Below are 17,060 nucleotides of genomic sequence, written 5' to 3' on the forward strand. Positions count from 1 at the left end.
GGTAAGCATAGCGCAAAACAGGGGCACAAGCCCCTGCAAATTAGTGTAGGTTTATAATTTATATGTAAAAACCTACTTTTTATTAACAATAATAACTACATATTAGGATAATTTGGCCCGCCAGTCCCCTCCGGAGTTACCCAAGTAATATTTTGGCTCGGATCTTTAATATCGCAGGTTTTACAATGCACGCAGTTTTGCGAGTTAATCACAAACTCTTTAGTGCCAGCAATTTCTTGAATTTCATAAACCCCAGCAGGGCAATAGCGCTGCGCTGGTTCATCAAATTTAACTAAGTTTACTGCAATTGGAATACTCGGATCTTTTAATTGCAAATGACACGGCTGTGACTCTTCGTGGTTAGTATTTGATAAAAATACCGACGACAACTTATCAAAACTGAGTTTACCATCGGGTTTTGGATACACTATTTTATCGGCATCCGCCGCATCAACTAAAGTATCGTGATCTGGGGTGTTGTCTTTAAAGGTAAATGGCAAGCAACCATTAAAAATATTTTGATCTAGGGTGTTATATGCGCCACCAACAAACTTACCTAACTTGTGCATAACAGGGCCAAAGTTACGTGATTGCTGCAATTCTTTATAAGCCCAAGATTGCTCAAACGCGTCTTTAAACTCGCTTAAGTTGGTATTTGCTTGCTCATTTTCTAATGCTTTAAAAATAACTTCAGCTGCCACCATACCCGACTTCATTGCAGTATGATTACCTTTAATTTTTGCAAAGTTAAGCGTACCTGCATCGCAGCCTACCAATAACCCACCAGGAAAATGCATTTTTGGTAATGAGTGCAAACCGCCTTTAGCAATAGCACGAGCACCATAAGCAACACGTTCGCCGCCTGCTAATACATTTTTAAACACAGGATGGTGTTTCATGCGCTGAAACTCATCAAACGGGCTTAAATGCGGGTTTGAGTAGTTGAGATCAACAATCAGTCCTACCACAACTTGGTTGTTTTCACAGTGGTACATAAATGCGCCGCCGTTAGTATCGCCTTGTAATGGCCAGCCTGTACCGTGCACTACTGTGCCTAATTGATGCTTACTTTCATCAATTTGCCAAATTTCTTTTAAGCCTAAGCCATAGTGCTGCGGTGATGACTCATCATCGAGGGCAAATTCATTAATGAGTTGTTTGCCCAAATGACCACGACAACCTTCGGCAAATACGGTGTATTTAGCGCGTAGCTCCATGCCAGGCATGTAACCATCTTTTTCGTTGCCGTCTTTATCAAGGCCCATATCGCCAGTAATAATGCCTTTTACTGTGTCGTCTTCAATAATAAGCGAATGCGCACTAAACCCAGGAAAAATCTCGACTCCCAGTGCTTCTGCTTGCTCAGCTAACCAGCGACAAACATTCCCCATAGAGACAATATAATTGCCATCATTATGAAAGGTTTTTGGTGTGGCAAAGTGCGGAATAGCGGTGGCTTTTTGTTCGTTGTTAAACCAGTAAATTTCATCCTTTGCTACTTTGGTGGTTACAGGGGCGTTGAGCTCTTGCCAATTTGGCAGTAATTCATCCAGCGCTTTGGTTTCAAACACGGCACCAGAGAGTATATGAGCACCCACTTCTGAACCTTTTTCAACGACACAGATCATGCATTCTTGTTGTTTATTTTGCGCTTGTTGTGCCAGTTTTATTGCACATGCAAGACCCGCTGGGCCTGCACCTACAACAACTACATCAAATTCCATGGTTTCCCGGGTGATCATAAATACCTCTTATTCGAATGGTTAACGTACCCTATATTTAACTACACGTTAATGAAATACATAACCCATTTGATAGATGCTAATAAAAAGTTATGGGTTGTGAATGTTTAAAGGTTATTTTAGGTTGATGTTTACGTCAATAGACAGTAGTCTGATTTCATAAAATAAATAGGTTGACGTGCACGTCAGCTTGTAGGTTTAAATAACGATGGAGTCCATATGAAAGTTCTCGTACCAATAAAAAGAGTTATAGATTACAACGTAAAAGCGCGAGTTAAGTCAGACAAAACAGACGTTGATTTAACCAACGTAAAAATGGCGATGAACCCATTTTGCGAAATTGCAATTGAAGAAGCGATTCGCTTAAAAGAAGCGGGTACAGCAAGCGAAGTTATTGCCGTAACAATTGGCCCAAAAGCCTCGCAAGAACAGTTACGTACGGCATTAGCCCTAGGCGCCGACAAAGCCATTCACATCGAAACCGATGAAAAGTTAGAGTCGCTGCACATTGCTAAATTACTTGCAAAAATTGTAGAACAAGAAGCACCAGAATTAGTTATTTTAGGTAAGCAATCAATTGATTCAGACAATAACCAAACCGGCCAAATGCTAGCTGCATTAACCAAACGTGGCCAAGGTACGTTTGCTTCAAAAGTTGAAGTGGTTGATGGAAAAGTTAATGTTACCCGTGAAGTTGACGGCGGCTTACAAACAGTAGCGCTTAATTTACCGGCTATTGTAACTACCGATTTACGTTTAAATGAGCCACGTTATGCGTCGCTGCCAAATATAATGAAAGCGAAACGTAAACCGCTTGAGGTTATTGCAGCCGATACTTTGGGTGTTGATTTAACGGCCCGTGTGCAATTAATTAGCGTTGAAGAGCCAGCTAAACGTACTGCCGGTATTATAGTTGAGGACGTGGCGCAACTTGTAGAAAAATTAAAAACAGAGGCGAAGGTAATCTAAATGAAAACACTTGTAATAGCAGAACACGATAACGGTGTATTAAAACCAGAAACCTCAAAAACAATTAACGCAGCAGCAAAACTTGGTTTTCCTATTGATGTGCTTATTGCGGGCGAAAACCTAGGTGTACTAAGCGAAGAAGTTGCGCTTATTAATGGCGTAGCCAGTGTACTGGTAGCAGATAACGCAGTATATGCACACCAATTAGCTGAAAGTATGGCAGATTTAGTGCTATCGCTTGCTGATTCTTATAGCCACATAGTGGTAAGTGCTACCACTACAGGTAAAAACTTTATGCCACGCGTTGCAGCCTTGCTTGATGTTGCACAAATTTCAGAAATTATTGACGTTGTTGACGCAGAAACATTTAAGCGTCCTATTTATGCGGGCAACGCAATTGCCACGGTTAAGTCACTCGATAGCAAAAAAGTTATCACTGTACGTGCTAGTAGCTTCGACTTACAAACACAGCAAGCAAGCGCGCCAATAACGGCAGTTAATACGGTATCCGATTCTGCGCTAAGCAGCTTTGTAAGCGATGAGCAAACTAAATCAGAGCGCCCAGAATTAACCGCAGCTACTGTGGTTATCTCAGGTGGTCGTGGTATGCAAAATGGCGAAAACTTTAGTTTATTACACGGAATAGCCGACAAGTTAGGCGCTGCTATTGGTGCTTCGCGCGCAGCAGTTGATGCAGGCTTTGTACCAAATGACATGCAAGTAGGGCAAACAGGTAAAATTGTAGCGCCAAACTTGTACATTGCAGTGGGTATTAGTGGTGCAATTCAGCATCTAGCCGGTATGAAAGACTCAAAAGTAATTGTCGCAATTAATAAAGACCCAGACGCACCTATTTTTCAGGTTGCAGACTACGGTTTAGTTGCCGATCTGTTTGATGTTTTACCACAGCTAGAGCAAGCTCTATAAGTTAATAACTAAAAATTATATTTGTATTTATAGTTATAGTGATAAATTAAAAGCCGCAATATCATTTTATGATGCTGCGGCTTTTGATTGTGCCTAATAAACCTAATAAACTTAATAAACCTAAGATACTTATTCACTTAACCTGACTGGCCTATTGCAAGAAAATTCAACGCAGTTAGCGCTGAAAATAGCTGCTTGAGATACGTTTTTTATCCGGAGCTCAGGTTACTTAGGCATAAAAAAACCAGCCATCGGCTGGTTTTTACTATGGTACACAGTAAGCGTTAACGTATTAGTACGTTGCGCTGCCTTTAGTACGAGGGAAGGCGATAACGTCACGTACGTTGCCCATACCGGTAACATAAGCAACTAAACGCTCAAAACCTAAGCCAAAGCCTGAGTGCGGCACAGTACCGTATTTACGTAAATCGCGGTACCAGCTGTAGTCGTCTTTGTTTAAGCCCATTTCGTCTAAACGAGCATCGAGAATATCTAGGCGCTCTTCACGTTGTGAGCCACCAATGATCTCACCAATACCTGGCGCTACTATGTCCATTGCGGCAACGGTTTTACCGTCTTCGTTTTGGCGCATGTAAAACGCTTTAATATCGCGTGGGTAGTTTTTAATAACAACCGGTGCTTTAAAGTGTTCTTCTGCTAAGTAACGCTCGTGTTCAGACTGTAAATCTACGCCCCATTCAACAGCGTACTCAAACTTTTTACCACAGGCTTTTAATATTTCTACCGCTTCGGTGTAATCAACTTGTGCAAAGTCTTTTTCTACAAATTCTTCAAGGCGAGTAATGGCTGTTTTTTCTACACGTTGTGCAAAAAATTCCATGTCATCGCGTCGCTCTTCTAGTACGGCTTTAAACACATACTTCAACATCTGCTCTGCTAGTTTTGCAATATCTTCTAAATCAGCAAATGCTAATTCAGGTTCTACCATCCAAAACTCGGCAAGGTGGCGCGAAGTATTTGAGTTTTCTGCGCGGAAGGTTGGGCCAAACGTATAAATTTTTGACATTGCCGACGCGTAAGTTTCACCATTTAACTGGCCAGATACAGTAAGAAATGCTTCTTTACCAAAAAAATCTTCGCTGTAATCTACTTCGCCTTTATCGGTAAGCGGTAAGTTTTGCATATCAAGCGTTGATACACGGAACATTTCACCTGCGCCTTCACAGTCACTTGCTGTGATAATAGGGGTGCTTATCCATAAAAAACCTTGCTCATGGTAAAAGCGATGAATAGCTTGAGCTAAACAGTTACGTACACGGGTTACGGCACCAATCATGTTAGTACGAGGGCGAAGGTGAGCGTGCTCACGTAAGTACTCAATACTATGACGCTTTGCAGCCATAGGGTACGAATCTGGGTTTTCTACCCAACCTAATACAGTAACCGAGTTAGCTTGAATCTCATAAGACTGACCTTGGCCAGCAGATTGCACTAAAACACCGGTAACCGACACAGAACAACCGGCTGTTAGGCTAGTGACTTCATCATAATTATTAAGTGAATTAGGAACTACCGCTTGAATAGGATCAAAACACGAACCGTCATGAACGGCTAAAAATGAAATTCCTGCTTTTGAATCGCGGCGAGTACGGATCCAGCCTTTTACTGTAACTTGGCTGTCTACCGATACCTTGCCTTTTAATAGCTCTGAAATCGCTAAATGGCTCATCTTCACTCCAATGATATAAGTTGCCTAACTATATAATTTAACTACGCACCACACGCTGGCAAAATTGCTCTTAAACGGCGCTGCACTTGAACCCTGTATCTTACCTAGTAAAGTAAGATAAAAAAACTATTGTGGGCAACTCTTTAAAAATTTTTATAAATGCGCTTTATTTTTATACAGTTTTAAGGCCTAAATGTGAGTATTGTTATTTGTTGCTCTTATGTTTACCCATTTTGTGGCATTATGAACATTCAGATATTTTTATATTAATCGTTTTACCATTACATACTAAAAAATGGATGCTATGAAACAAGTTTTTATTTTACGAGGACTACCAGGAAGCGGTAAGTCTTATTATGCGCAAAATCTTGCCGATGAACTCGCCGGTGCAGACGAAAGCCAATATGTTATTTGTTCAACCGATGATTATTTTATTAATGATCAAGGTGAATACCAATTTGATAAGTTTAAATTGCCGCAATACCATAATTTAAATTTAGCGCGCTTTATTAACGCTTTAGCACAAAATATCCCGTTGGTGATTGTAGATAACACCAATATTAAAAAATGGGAATTTATTGCCTATGCACAAGCGGCAGTTGCTTTGGGTTATCAAGTAAAAGAAGTGATTGTGGGCGAAGTAAAAGACAAATCTATGCAGCATTTATATGCCAAGCGTAACAGCCATAACATTCCACTTAAAACTATTAGTAAAATGGCCTATATGTTTGAATGGTAATTTATACAGATTAAAAAAGCCCATGTTAATGGGCTTTTTAGTGTTGTATACTTTATTATTGCGCGAGTTGTTTATAAACCGCTAACGGGTGTGAGGTACTTAAAGATACATGTACAGCATCGCCGGGGTTTACCACTATTTCATGGCTAACGCGGCTGGTTACTACAGTTCCGCAGGCAAGCTTTATAGCACATAAGCGGCTGCCACCTTCAAAGCGCACCCAAATAACTTCGCCATTATTACCCACACTACTTTGCACTAGTAATACATCATCGGGGCGCAGCAGCACATCTACATCGCCACTATCGCAATCAACACCGTGGGCAGGGGCATTACCAATACTTGTGGTTGCTTGGCCTTGGCTAAATTGGCCGCTTATAAAGCTGGCTTCCCCTAAAAAGCGTGCCACAAATCGATTGTTAGGCATACTAAAACAGCGCTCTGGTGTATCAATTTGCTGAATTTTACCGCCTTGCAGTACACCCACACGATCGCCTACCGACAATGCTTCTTCTTGGTCGTGCGTTACCCAAATTGCAGGTACGCCCGCCGCTTTAAGCGCGTTGCGAATATCCCAGCGCAGCATGTCTTTTAGTGCGGCGTCTAAGTTAGAAAGCGGCTCATCTAATAATACAAAGTCGGGCTGGTGGGCAAGGGTGCGCGCAAGTGCTACGCGTTGCTTTTGTCCGCCTGAAAGCGTTGCTGGTTTTTTATTTCTAAACTCATCAAGGCCAAGTAACTTTATCCAATGCTCGCCTGGGCTGGTGTCTTTTAACCTAAAAAAAATATTTTGCTGCACGGTTAAATGCGGAAATAAAGCAAAATCTTGAAACACCATACCTACACTGCGTTTTTCCGCAGGCACAGTAATTTTAGGCGTTGCCCGCCATTTACCACTGTTTATTTCGCCTTCGCTTATAGGTATAAGGCCGGCTAATGCCTGCAAAATAGTACTTTTACCGCAGCCAGTAGGGCCTACAAGCATAAGAATTTCGTTATTACCTAATGATAGGTTTAAATCGCTTACTACACGGTTACTGCCATAATCTATAGAAAACTGACTTACAGATAGCATTTGTTATTAAATCCTTAATGTTCGAGCTGGTTGCGTTTTTCGCCAGTGAGCATAATAGCTAACGCGCACGCAGAAATCACCACTAATAATAACCCCGGAATAGCAGCGCGGCCAAAATAGCCGGCTTCGTATACACGCCACAAATAAGTAGAGAGGGTTTCAAACCCCGTAGGGCCAAGTAATAAGGTGGCCTCTAGTTCACGCATCGACTCTAAAAACACTAATGCTGCACCGGCAATAATACCGCGCATAGTTAAGGGCAGTGTTATACGCATAAATGCTTCGCGTGGGCTGGCACCAAGTACCCGGGCCGATTTTACCAAGCTTGGATCTAAGTGTTCGGTGCTGGTACGTACTGAGCCTACAGCAAGGGGTAAAAAGCGCAGCGTATAAGCAATAATAAGCAACCCTAATGTTTGATACAAAAAGGGCAGTTGCAAGCCGCCATAAACAAGCGCTGTGCCCATTACGATGCCCGGAATACCAAAGCCAAAGTAAGTTACGCGCTCCATTACTTTACCTGCTTTACCGCTAAGAGCCGCATGAGCAACCGGAATGGCCACAATTACAGCTACTACAGCAGCAATTGCTGAGGCATATGTTGAGTTCCAAGCAATACTAAAATCAAAGCCGCTAAAACCATCCCGTGCCAGCCACAACGAAAATATAGCTAAAGGTAAGCCAATGGCTAATAACAAAATAGGCGCAAAAGTTATAAACATAGCGCTTAACTGCCACTTTTTAGGGAATAAAATAAGTGGTCTGCCTTGGCGTTCAGTGGCGGTTTTTATTTGTGATTCAATCATTAATAAAAAGCCAACAATAACCATTAATTGCAACGAGAGCATAGCCGCACGGCCCAAAGCAAAGGCGTTGTATTCCACATAAATAACTCGGGTAAAGGTATCTAAGCGCATCATTGCCGGTGTACCAAAGTCAGATAAAGTATAAAGTGCAACAAGCAAAGATCCCGCGGCAATACCATTAACTACGCGGGGTAATATTACTTTAAATACACTTTGTGTCATCGACATACCCAGTGTACGTGCAGCGTTTACCATACTGGCATCAAGGCTGAGTAAGGACGAGCGGGTGGTCATCATTACAAACGGAAATGTGTACAAGGTCATTACTATGGCTGCGCCGCTAAGGCCGTCCATTGAGGGCGTTGGAATGCCAAGCAGGTTATTTATTTCCCCCCCAGGGCCAAAAGCTGCATAAAGTGTAAACGCCCCTATATAACTAGGTATAGCTAAGGGAGCTGCAAATATAACCAGCCATAATTTTTTAAATGGCAAATGCACATAAGCACTAATAAACGCCAGTGGCACGCCAATTAAAATAGAACCCAATACAGTTAACGCCATTAACGATAAGGTATTAGCTAAAATGTCGAGGTTATGGCTGTCAAATACTGAGCTTGTGTCGCTGGCAAGGGTAATTAACACATAAATAGGGGTAAGCGTAATGAGCGCTGCAAGCAGCGCCATTGGGTAGGATGCTGGTAGTCGCATTACAGTACGCCGCTACTGCGCATTAAATCGATAGTGGGGCGTAAATCGGCGAGCTGAGTTAAATCAATTTTAGGCGGCGAAATACTCGATAAAGACGGTATGCCCTGTGGCACACTAATACCATTAACAAGTGGGATTTCGTAAGCTTCACTGGCTAAATAGCTTTGCACTTCGGTGCTTAGTAAATAACGCATAAAATTAGTTGCTAACGGATCGTCACTTAAAGCTAACACCCCTGAGGCATTGACCAAACAGCCTGCATCGTTTTGGGTAAAAGCTAAATCTAGCTTAGCATCGGGCTTACCCGACTTTAACCTAAGTGTGTAATAGTGATTGGCAAAACCAATATCAACTTCACCGCGCTCAACGCCCATAACTACACCTAATTCACCGGCATAGGTTTTAGATCGCTTTTTAATTTTTTTAAGCCACTTAGCGGTTTTGTCATCACCTTCTAAAATTCGCATTGCAGTTACAAACGACTGGAATGATGCATAAGCAGGGGCCCAACCAATACTTAAATCGCTGTCGGCAATTTCCATAATGCTGGTGGGAATTTGCTCTTTAGTTAAACGCGACGTGTTGTATGGCAAGGTACGAATACGGCCGGTTACCGGCGTCCATTCTTTATATCTAAATTGCGGTTGTAACTGAGCCGATAAATCACTTGGTATTGGCTGTGCAAGGCCAGCATCGGTAACTAAACCAATCGCGCCTGAGTCAACCGCCCAAAATAAGTCAGCACGGCGAACGCCTGCTTTTGCTTCAGCTACTATGGTATTTGCTAATGCAGCAGTTGGGCCTCGGCGTATACCGAGTTTAAGGTTTGGATTTTTTTTCTCGATAGCTTGTAATACGTTTTCGTATAAGCCACCTTCACCACGCCCTAAATAAAGCGTAAGCTCACCCTCTAGTTTAGGTAAGCTATCTACAGACACAGGGTTTGCTATATTGGCCGCTAGTGCGCGAGCAAGAGGCAGTGGTAATGCACCCACAGCCCCAAGCGCAACCAGGCCTTGTATAAAGGTCCTACGCTTCACTTAAAATACATCCTTACGTGTTTTTTCGGCTTTTTCGATCAGCGTTTTAGCGCGATCTAATTTTGTTTGCATGTCGCTTATTACATTACGTACTTCGTCTACGCTTTTGTTGCTAGAAATAGCAAGTGGCAGTGTTACGTTAAAGTCTTTCTCTAACACTTCAACTAAGTTAGCGTCTTGCGCTATTAGTGTGCCTTCTACGCCTTCAAATAAGTGTAGGTAAGTGTCGTGTACAATTTCGGTGGCTTCGTCGTTTAAACGCTCAGCAAATTTTGCAACAACACGATCGAGTCGGTGCTTAATTTCGTCGATAGTGGCACTTTGGGTCATTTCTTTGGTTGCAGTTGTTGTTACATTTGCTAATAAACCCTGTTGCTGAAATTTTGCCGCTAATTTAACAGCGCCAAGGCCTTGCCATAGGGCATTGTTCATGGCTTGTTGTTGTTTACGAACTTCAGTTGCAGGCTGTTTGTTTTCGATAGCCATTTTTACGCCGTAAATACCTTGCCAAATAGAAGCGTAAACAGGTACAAAATTGGTTTCTATGGCGCTGTGAAATTTAACCGACTCCCAATATTCAATAAGGTCATCTGTTTTTACCGCTTTAGCACCTTTAGTATCGTAGTCGCTTACCATGGTATCGACTTTGCCAACCATCCACTCTACTTCTTCGGCGTAGCTTTTAAGATTAGCCTGAAGATGATTAACATGCTCGCCAATAGGGCCATTAGCAAGTACCGGTTGCGTTATAAAAGCAGAGGCTAATAACAGGCTTACGCCTAACGCTTTAGCTGGTTTAAATAATAAGTTCATAAAAGAGTCCGAAAAGGTAACTGTAAATGATAGGTATTATCATATAGGTAAAGATCACTGAGATCAATACTCTAAAGGTGAGTTAAGGGGCTGTTTGTTTATTAGGGCAAAGTGTGTACAACTTTTAACCCTAAAACTTTAATTTAGCGGTAAGTTTAAGCGTAATGCTTGCCTTTAATGGCGTTATAAATGGCATCACACAAGGTTTTTATGCTGCTCTGGTCTGAAATATATGGCGGCATTAAATAAATAAGTTTACCAAAGGGGCGTATCCATACACCTTGTGCTACAAAATAAGCCTGAATTTTAGCCACATCAACATTGCCTGCTTCCGCTGTTAGCTCTACCACCCCAATAGCGCCTAAAGTGCGTACATCGGCTACGTCATCAAGCTCTTTGCATTTATTGAGTTGTTGCAGTTGGCTGTTTAGATTGGCAATGCGCTGCTGCCAGTTTTGCTCAAGCAGTAAATCTATACTGGCACAGGCCACAGCGCAGGCAAGCGGATTGCCCATAAAAGTAGGGCCGTGCATTAATACACCGGCTTCGCCTTCGCTTATACCTGTGGCTATTTTGTCACTGGTAAGAGTGGCCGATAGGGTCATAGCGCCGCCAGTAAGTGCTTTGCCTATACACATTATATCGGGCTGAATATTAGCATGCTCTACGGCAAATAATTTACCGGTACGGCCAAAGCCAGTGGCTATTTCGTCGCATATAAGTAACACCTTATATTGCGTGCATAACTTGCGTACGCAGGCTAAGTACTCAGGGTGATAAAAGTTCATGCCACCAGCATTTTGTACAATTGGCTCAATAATAAATGCCGCTACGCTCTGGTGGTGCGCTTTAAAATACGCTTCAAGCTCGGTTGCCTCAGCTTGGTTAAACTCACTATTAAATCGGCTTACCGGGGCTGGTACAAAAATATGCTCGGGTAAAAAGCCGCTGTACAAACTGTGCATTGAATTAACTGGATCGCAAACACTCATAGCCGCAAAGGTATCTCCATGATAGCCCTTGTAGGGGGTCATTAATTTTTGTTTGTTAGTAATGCCTTGGCTAAGCCAATACTGCAGCGCCATTTTTATAGCTACTTCAACACTTACCGAGCCGCTATCGGCTAAAAATACCTTAGTTAAGCTAGCAGGGGTAATGCTTACTAGCTTTTTACACAGCTCTACAGCGGGTTTATGGGTAAATCCGCCAAACATAATGTGGCTCATAGAGTTAATTTGCTCAATCATGGCGTTATTTAAAACTGGGTGGTTATAGCCATGTATAGCGCTCCACCATGAGGCCATGCCATCAATGAGTTGCTCGCCTGTTTCAAGCTCAATAATATTATGATTTGCGTGGGTAACAGGGTAAACCATTATAGGCTTGGTCATAGAGGTATAAGGGTGCCAAATATGCTGGCGATCAAAATTCAGGTCAATAGTATTCTTTTTAATCATATGTAAACTTAAGTGAGCTTGGGTTTGTTGACAATGGTACTTCAAGAAGTAGACTAAGCCAATATCACCGTTATGAAAAAAATAAAGAGAGTAGAAAACTATGGAACTTGCACCTGTTCGTCACAACTGGACCCACAGTGAAGTTAAAGCACTATTTGAAATGCCATTTAACGATTTACTATTTAAAGCCGCATCGGTTCATCGTGCTAATTTCAACCCAAATGAAGTGCAAATTTCTACTTTATTATCGATTAAAACCGGTGCCTGCCCAGAAGATTGTAAATATTGCCCGCAGTCTGGGCATTACCGAACCGACTTAGAACGCGAACGCCTAATAGAGGTAGAAAAAGTAGTAGAACAAGCGCGTTTAGCCAAACAAAAAGGCGCAACTCGTTTTTGTATGGGTGCCGCGTGGTCAGATCCAAAAGACAGAGATATGCCGTATATTTCGCAAATGGTTAAAGAAGTAAAAGAACTTGGCCTAGAAACCTGTATGACCCTAGGCATGCTTAATAACGAAAAAGCCCACGAACTACGCAATGCTGGGCTTGACTACTACAACCATAACCTTGACACCTCGCCTGAGTATTACGAGCAAATTATATCTACCCGAACTTTTCAAGACCGCCTAGATACCATAGGCAATGTGCGCGACGCGGGTATGAAAGTATGTTCGGGCGGTATTGTAGGTATGGGCGAGCAAGCAGCCGATCGCTATGGCTTATTAATGCAACTGGCCAACTTAGATCAACAACCAGAAAGCGTACCCATTAATATGCTGGTTAAAGTTAAAGGCACACCGCTTGAAAACGTAGATGACTTAGATCATTTTGAGTTTATACGCACAATTGCAACCGCGCGCATTATGATGCCGCACAGCTATGTGCGTTTGTCGGCAGGGCGCAACGCCATGAACGAGCAAATGCAGTCAATGTGCTTTTTTGCAGGTGCTAACTCTATATTTTATGGCGACAAACTGCTTACCACCGAAAACCCAGACGCCGATGCCGATATGGCTTTAATTAAAAAATTAGGGATGAACCCAGAAACTCGTCACGACTATTCAGATGAAGCCGTAACCGCGTCGCTTTCATCGCAAGTGGCCGACAAAGCAACGTCTAAGTTATTTTACGAAGCATAACCATAATTATAACTAAGTAATAACTAAGCTATAACTAAGCCTAGGTAAACACAGCCAAATGTCATTTGAATTTATAAATACGCATCTGCAAGCTCGCTTGCACGATGCGCTACTGCGTAAACGCCACCAAGTACAGCATGCTACGGCGCGCAAAATTACTATTAATAACAAAACCTATCTTAATTTTGCCAGTAACGACTACTTAGGCTTTGGCGATAACGCAATTGCTTTAAATGAATTACCGGCATTAGGGAGTCACAGCTCAGCGTTAGTTACCGGTTATCAAGTTCAGCAACACGCACTAGAGCAGTATTTGTGCGCACAGTTAGGTTACGAAGCCGCTATGCTGTTTAGCTCGGGCTTTAGTGCTAATAGCAGTGTAATAAAAGCGCTGTTTCAAGATAAAACCGTAGCGCAGCACAGTGCTGTTTTTCAAGATAAGCTTAATCATGCCAGCCTAATAGACGGCGCACTGCATGCAAACGCCGCTTTAATCCGTTTTAATCATAACGACATGAACCATTTACGCGCCCGCTTAGAAAAATCAACAGCGCAGCATAAGCTAATTATAAGCGAAGGTATATTTTCGATGGATGGCGACAAAGCGCCACTTAGCGAGCTACTGGCGTTAGCCAAACAGCACAATGCTTGGCTAATGATAGACGACGCTCATGGTTTTGGCGTATTAGGTAAAACCGGATTAGGCAGCTGCGAGGCGCTTAATACCGAGCAACTACCTGAGTTACTGGTTATTACTTTTGGCAAAGCGGTAGCCAGTAGCGGCGCGTGTGTATTAGGCAGTAAACATTTTATTGATTACATGCTGCAATTTAATCGCGATTACACTTACTCCACGGCTATGTCGCCGCTTATTGCAGGGCTTACTCTTGCACGTATTAAAGCGATTAAAACCGCAGATGATAAACGCGCTAAATTAAAGGCAAATATTAGCTACTTTAAGCAACTTGCTAAACAACATAATATTGCCGTAATGGAGTCAAGTACCGCTATTCAGCCCATTGTTTTAGGCTGCGCCGAGCACACCTTAAACGTGGCTAGTAAACTTAAAGAATACGGTGTTTGGCTTACTGCTATTCGCCCGCCAACCGTTGCTCATAACACCGCACGTTTGCGAATTACTCTCAGCGCAGCGCATACAAAGCACGACATTAACCATTTAGTTAATAGCTTAGTAGGTGCATTAGTATGATTGCTCAAACACTTTTAAATGCTGCCTCTATAACTACACAGCCATTAAATACAGAGCCAAATAGGCAGCCGTTAAATATACAATCATTATCAGCAGGGCCTATATTATTACCAAGCTGTAGCCTTAAAAAGGGGGCGCAGAGTAAATTTTCAAAAGCAGCCAGCAGTTATAACCACCATGCTAATGTGCAAAAACAAGCCGCAGATGATTTATTTAAACTTATAAAAGCGAATGCAAATAGCAGTAATAAAGCCAAACTGTGTATCGACTTAGGCGCAGGGCCATTAGTTAATACACATACTTTGCAAACATTATTTGGCAGCGTTATTGCCATAGATCTTAGTTTAAACATGCTACAAAGCAGCGCACTAAATACGCCACGGCTATGCGCCGATATGGATAATCTACCGCTGCAAGCCAATAGTATTGATATTATTTACAGTAACTTTGCAGTGCAATGGTCGGCCGATTTTGCCCAATTATTAAAATCGCTTTATACTGCGCTCAAACCAGGCGGGCAAGCCTATATTAGCTGCGTTATTGAAGGCTCGCTTAACGAGATAAAAACCGCATTTAGCGCACTTGATAACAACAGCCATATAAATACCTTTAATAGCGAACAGTATATAAACCAATCAGTCCAAAAATCTGGGTTTACTATTAATACAATACAAAAAGCCCTGTATAGCGATGAGTTTACATCGTCATTAAATGCCATTCGCTCTATTAAGGCCATAGGTGCTACAGCGCAAAATCACAGTAATACGCGCAGAGGCTTGTTAACTAAGCACGCTTTGCAGCAGGTATGCAGCGCATATCCGCTTAAAAATAATAAAGCGCACGTGTCGTATCACGTTATGCTATTAGCACTTGGTAAATAAAAACCAGTTAAATAAAAATCGCTAAATAAAAACCGTTAAATAAAACAGCAAAGGTAAATAACGCCATGAAAGAATTTTTTATTACCGGCACCGACACCGACGCCGGAAAAACCCACGTTACCAGTTTATTACTAAAGCTACTTGCCCAACATAAAAAGCAAGCAATTGGTTTTAAACCGCTCGCATCTGGCTGCGAAATGGCGTTTGATCAGCTAGTAAATGCCGATGCACTAATATTAATGGAAAGCGCAACAGTAAGTGCCAAGTACGATGTAATTAATCCGTTTGCCTTTGCACCGGCTATTGCCCCGCACATAGCCGCCGAGCAAGCAGGGGTTACTATTACTGCAGATAAGCTAAGCAGCGCGTATAAAAACGTAAAACAGCAAGGTGCCGATTATATACTTACCGAAGGGGCTGGTGGCTGGGCGCTGCCTATAAGCAACACAGATTATTTATACAATTGGGTTAAAGCAGAGCAACTGCCGGTAATATTAGTAGTAGGTATGAAGTTAGGCTGCTTAAATCATGCGCTACTTACGGCTGCACATATTCAAAGTATGGGTATAAATTGCATTGGCTGGATTGCAAATCAGGTTGATCCAAACATGGACGAGTACCAAGCTAATCTTGATTCACTTAAATTACGTTTACCCTTTCCTATACTGGCAATAAGCCCATACAGTGAGCAAACCCCTAAATTACAAATATATAAAACACTGCTAGAAAATTTCGCACTAAACACATAAAAAACACTTGTTTTACGACATAGTTTGTCACAGAATAGCGCTGACGTTGTGACATACTGTGTCATAACGCAGTGATTGCTTTTAATCAATTTAGTGCCAAACGCACTAAACATATTAATAGTACCGCAATCGATATTATTTTTTGAGGATAAGTATGAAACGTGTTTTTTTATTTTTACTAACAAACCTCGCGGTTATGTTGGTATTAGGTGTAGTGCTTTCAATAGTGATGAGTGTATTTGGACTAAGCAACCGTAGCTTAGGCGGTATGCTAATGATTGCTACTGTGTTTGGTTTTGGTGGCTCGTTTATTTCGTTATTTATGTCGAAATGGATGGCTAAAAAATCAACCGGCGCACATGTTATTACCCAACCACGTAACGAAACCGAACATTGGCTAGTAACTACGGTTGCAGCACAAGCGCAAAAAGCCGGCATTAAAATGCCAGAAGTGGCCATTTACGACAGCCCAGAAATGAACGCATTTGCCACCGGCCCAAGTAAAAACAACTCACTAGTGGCAGTAAGCACAGGTTTATTACACAGCATGAGCCAAGATCAAGCCGAAGCCGTATTGGCCCACGAAGTATCGCATATTGCTAATGGCGACATGGTAACGCTTACACTTATACAAGGCGTGGTAAACACCTTTGTTATATTTGCCGCTAAAGTGCTAGCAGGCATAGTAGATAACTTTATAAACAGTAACAACGATGAACAAGAGGGCGGCAACAGCTGGACCTACTTCCTGTTCGATATGTTGTTTCAAGTAATTTTTGGCATTTTAGCCAGCGTTATAGTGGCTTATTACAGCCGCCAACGTGAGTTTGCTGCCGACAGCGGCGCTGCCAAACTTGTAGGCGCCGACAAAATGCGTTCAGCCCTTGAGCGATTAAAGCAAAATCATCCTTCGCAACTAGAAGGCTCAATGATGGCGTTTGGTATTGCCAGTGGTAAAGGTATGGCTGAGTTGTTTTCGTCGCACCCACCGCTTGACGCCCGCATAGACGCACTGCGTAAATAATGTTTTAGCGCAAAGTTATTGCATATATACCAAGCCAGCTTAACCGCTGGCTTTTTTGTGGCTAAATTACATGCTAAGTTGGTTGCTCA

Annotated in this window: 15 protein-coding genes; 8 read left to right on the forward strand and 7 right to left on the reverse strand. The window is 42.2% G+C overall.

Going from position 1 to position 17,060, the window contains the following annotated elements; genetic code table 11:
• Positions 1–95: 95 nt before the first annotated feature.
• Complete coding sequence (locus tag H5079_RS04070) at positions 96–1,742, reverse strand: electron transfer flavoprotein-ubiquinone oxidoreductase (RefSeq protein ID WP_182683479.1); 1,647 nt, start codon at positions 1,740–1,742, stop codon at positions 96–98.
• A gap of 219 nt (positions 1,743–1,961) precedes the next feature.
• On the opposite strand from H5079_RS04070, the gene H5079_RS04075 reads away from it, so the two are divergent.
• Positions 1,962–2,711, forward strand: a complete 750-nt coding sequence (locus H5079_RS04075) for an electron transfer flavoprotein subunit beta/FixA family protein (protein ID WP_011328296.1) — start codon at positions 1,962–1,964, stop codon at positions 2,709–2,711.
• Positions 2,712–3,638 (forward strand): electron transfer flavoprotein subunit alpha/FixB family protein, encoded by a 927-nt coding sequence (locus H5079_RS04080; RefSeq protein WP_182683480.1) that lies wholly within the window; start codon positions 2,712–2,714, stop codon positions 3,636–3,638.
• 292 nt (positions 3,639–3,930) lie between these two features.
• On the opposite strand, the gene asnS is transcribed toward H5079_RS04080, so the two are convergent.
• Entirely contained in the window at positions 3,931–5,328 is a 1,398-nt protein-coding gene (asnS, locus tag H5079_RS04085; RefSeq protein WP_011328294.1) for an asparagine--tRNA ligase, read from the reverse strand.
• A gap of 304 nt (positions 5,329–5,632) precedes the next feature.
• Here asnS and H5079_RS04090 point away from each other — a divergent pair, with 304 nt between their 5' ends.
• Positions 5,633–6,067, forward strand: a complete 435-nt coding sequence (locus H5079_RS04090; RefSeq protein WP_011328293.1) for an ATP-binding protein — start codon at positions 5,633–5,635, stop codon at positions 6,065–6,067.
• A gap of 55 nt (positions 6,068–6,122) precedes the next feature.
• Here H5079_RS04090 and H5079_RS04095 read toward each other — a convergent pair whose 3' ends face one another.
• From H5079_RS04095 to bioA, 5 genes are all read right to left on the reverse strand, one after another.
• Positions 6,123–7,142, reverse strand: coding sequence for an ABC transporter ATP-binding protein (locus H5079_RS04095; RefSeq protein WP_182683481.1), 1,020 nt, complete (start codon positions 7,140–7,142; stop codon positions 6,123–6,125).
• 14 nt (positions 7,143–7,156) lie between these two features.
• Positions 7,157–8,656, reverse strand: coding sequence for an iron ABC transporter permease (locus H5079_RS04100; RefSeq protein WP_011328291.1), 1,500 nt, complete (start codon positions 8,654–8,656; stop codon positions 7,157–7,159).
• Positions 8,656–9,696: an extracellular solute-binding protein gene (locus H5079_RS04105; protein WP_011328290.1), complete on the reverse strand. Its 1,041-nt coding sequence runs from the start codon at positions 9,694–9,696 to the stop codon at positions 8,656–8,658. Before H5079_RS04105 ends, H5079_RS04100 begins: the two co-directional genes overlap by 1 nt.
• A complete protein-coding gene (locus tag H5079_RS04110; RefSeq protein WP_182683482.1) occupies positions 9,697–10,509 on the reverse strand; it encodes a hypothetical protein in 813 nt (270 codons plus the stop codon).
• 155 nt (positions 10,510–10,664) lie between these two features.
• Complete coding sequence (gene bioA / locus H5079_RS04115; RefSeq protein ID WP_182683483.1) at positions 10,665–11,966, reverse strand: adenosylmethionine--8-amino-7-oxononanoate transaminase; 1,302 nt, start codon at positions 11,964–11,966, stop codon at positions 10,665–10,667.
• A 100-nt stretch (positions 11,967–12,066) separates the two neighbouring features.
• Here bioA and bioB point away from each other — a divergent pair, with 100 nt between their 5' ends.
• The 5 genes from bioB (at position 12,067) to htpX (ending at position 16,971) form a co-directional block, all read left to right on the forward strand.
• On the forward strand, positions 12,067–13,107 hold the full coding sequence (bioB, locus tag H5079_RS04120) for a biotin synthase BioB (RefSeq protein WP_182683484.1): 1,041 nt from the start codon (positions 12,067–12,069) through the stop codon (positions 13,105–13,107).
• Between the two features lie 58 nt (positions 13,108–13,165).
• A complete protein-coding gene (locus H5079_RS04125; RefSeq protein ID WP_182683485.1) occupies positions 13,166–14,317 on the forward strand; it encodes an 8-amino-7-oxononanoate synthase in 1,152 nt (383 codons plus the stop codon).
• Positions 14,314–15,198 carry a methyltransferase domain-containing protein gene (locus tag H5079_RS04130; protein ID WP_182683486.1) on the forward strand — a complete coding sequence of 295 codons (885 nt, stop codon included), beginning with the start codon at positions 14,314–14,316 and terminating at the stop codon, positions 15,196–15,198. The genes H5079_RS04125 and H5079_RS04130 overlap by 4 nt, the downstream gene beginning before the upstream one ends.
• A 65-nt stretch (positions 15,199–15,263) precedes the next feature.
• Entirely contained in the window at positions 15,264–15,947 is a 684-nt protein-coding gene (gene bioD / locus H5079_RS04135) for a dethiobiotin synthase (RefSeq protein WP_182683487.1), read from the forward strand.
• A gap of 154 nt (positions 15,948–16,101) precedes the next feature.
• Positions 16,102–16,971: a protease HtpX gene (gene htpX / locus H5079_RS04140; RefSeq protein WP_089368331.1), complete on the forward strand. Its 870-nt coding sequence runs from the start codon at positions 16,102–16,104 to the stop codon at positions 16,969–16,971.
• The last annotated feature ends 89 nt before the right edge of the window (positions 16,972–17,060 follow it).

The organism is Pseudoalteromonas sp. SG44-5 (assembly GCF_014164175.1).
GTDB classification, from domain to species: Bacteria; Pseudomonadota; Gammaproteobacteria; order Enterobacterales; family Alteromonadaceae; genus Pseudoalteromonas; species Pseudoalteromonas nigrifaciens.

Bases quoted from the DNA above. Each gene is read 5' to 3' on its own strand.
- H5079_RS04070 (WP_182683479.1), bottom strand. From the start codon at position 1,742: ATGATCACCCGGGAAACCATGGAATTTGATGTAGTTGTTGTAGGTGCA.
- H5079_RS04075 (WP_011328296.1), top strand. From the start codon at position 1,962: ATGAAAGTTCTCGTACCAATAAAAAGAGTTATAGATTACAACGTAAAA.
- H5079_RS04080 (WP_182683480.1), top strand. From the start codon at position 2,712: ATGAAAACACTTGTAATAGCAGAACACGATAACGGTGTATTAAAACCA.
- asnS (WP_011328294.1), bottom strand. From the start codon at position 5,328: ATGAGCCATTTAGCGATTTCAGAGCTATTAAAAGGCAAGGTATCGGTA.
- H5079_RS04090 (WP_011328293.1), top strand. From the start codon at position 5,633: ATGAAACAAGTTTTTATTTTACGAGGACTACCAGGAAGCGGTAAGTCT.
- H5079_RS04095 (WP_182683481.1), bottom strand. From the start codon at position 7,142: ATGCTATCTGTAAGTCAGTTTTCTATAGATTATGGCAGTAACCGTGTA.
- H5079_RS04100 (WP_011328291.1), bottom strand. From the start codon at position 8,656: ATGCGACTACCAGCATCCTACCCAATGGCGCTGCTTGCAGCGCTCATT.
- H5079_RS04110 (WP_182683482.1), bottom strand. From the start codon at position 10,509: ATGAACTTATTATTTAAACCAGCTAAAGCGTTAGGCGTAAGCCTGTTA.
- bioA (WP_182683483.1), bottom strand. From the start codon at position 11,966: ATGATTAAAAAGAATACTATTGACCTGAATTTTGATCGCCAGCATATT.
- bioB (WP_182683484.1), top strand. From the start codon at position 12,067: ATGGAACTTGCACCTGTTCGTCACAACTGGACCCACAGTGAAGTTAAA.
- H5079_RS04125 (WP_182683485.1), top strand. From the start codon at position 13,166: ATGTCATTTGAATTTATAAATACGCATCTGCAAGCTCGCTTGCACGAT.
- H5079_RS04130 (WP_182683486.1), top strand. From the start codon at position 14,314: ATGATTGCTCAAACACTTTTAAATGCTGCCTCTATAACTACACAGCCA.
- bioD (WP_182683487.1), top strand. From the start codon at position 15,264: ATGAAAGAATTTTTTATTACCGGCACCGACACCGACGCCGGAAAAACC.
- htpX (WP_089368331.1), top strand. From the start codon at position 16,102: ATGAAACGTGTTTTTTTATTTTTACTAACAAACCTCGCGGTTATGTTG.